This window comes from Mameliella sp. CS4, from assembly GCF_019392335.1.
GTDB lineage: Bacteria > Pseudomonadota > Alphaproteobacteria > Rhodobacterales > Rhodobacteraceae > Antarctobacter.
Genome location: NZ_JAHXRQ010000183.1, coordinates 1 through 264 on the forward strand (window position 1 = coordinate 1; position 264 = coordinate 264).

General features: G+C 64.0%; 1 protein-coding gene. It reads right to left on the bottom strand.

Translation table 11 applies throughout. The features are described from left to right. Positions 1 to 264: IucA/IucC family protein (locus tag KZZ07_RS27040; protein ID WP_219520079.1), on the bottom strand; the 264-nt coding region annotated here is incomplete at both ends.

Consider the following 264-nt stretch of genomic DNA (forward strand, 5'->3'; position numbering starts at 1 on the left):
GTTCGCGCCCAAGGATCGTCAGCAGCAAGTGGCTGATTCGCGGGCCCATGCGCGCCGAGCGTGGTGAAACCGTTCGTTGCACGCTGGTCAGGCGCAGTGAGACCGGGAGTTTGACCATCGGCGCGTCGCAGCGGCCTTCCGGCAGCACGGTTCTGAACGACATCGTCGGGTGGGCGGTAAACTCGACGATATCGGTCAGCACCAGCAGCTTGTCGCCGATTTCGTTGGCGAACAGTTGCGGTAGCTCCTGGCGCGCCTGCCAAG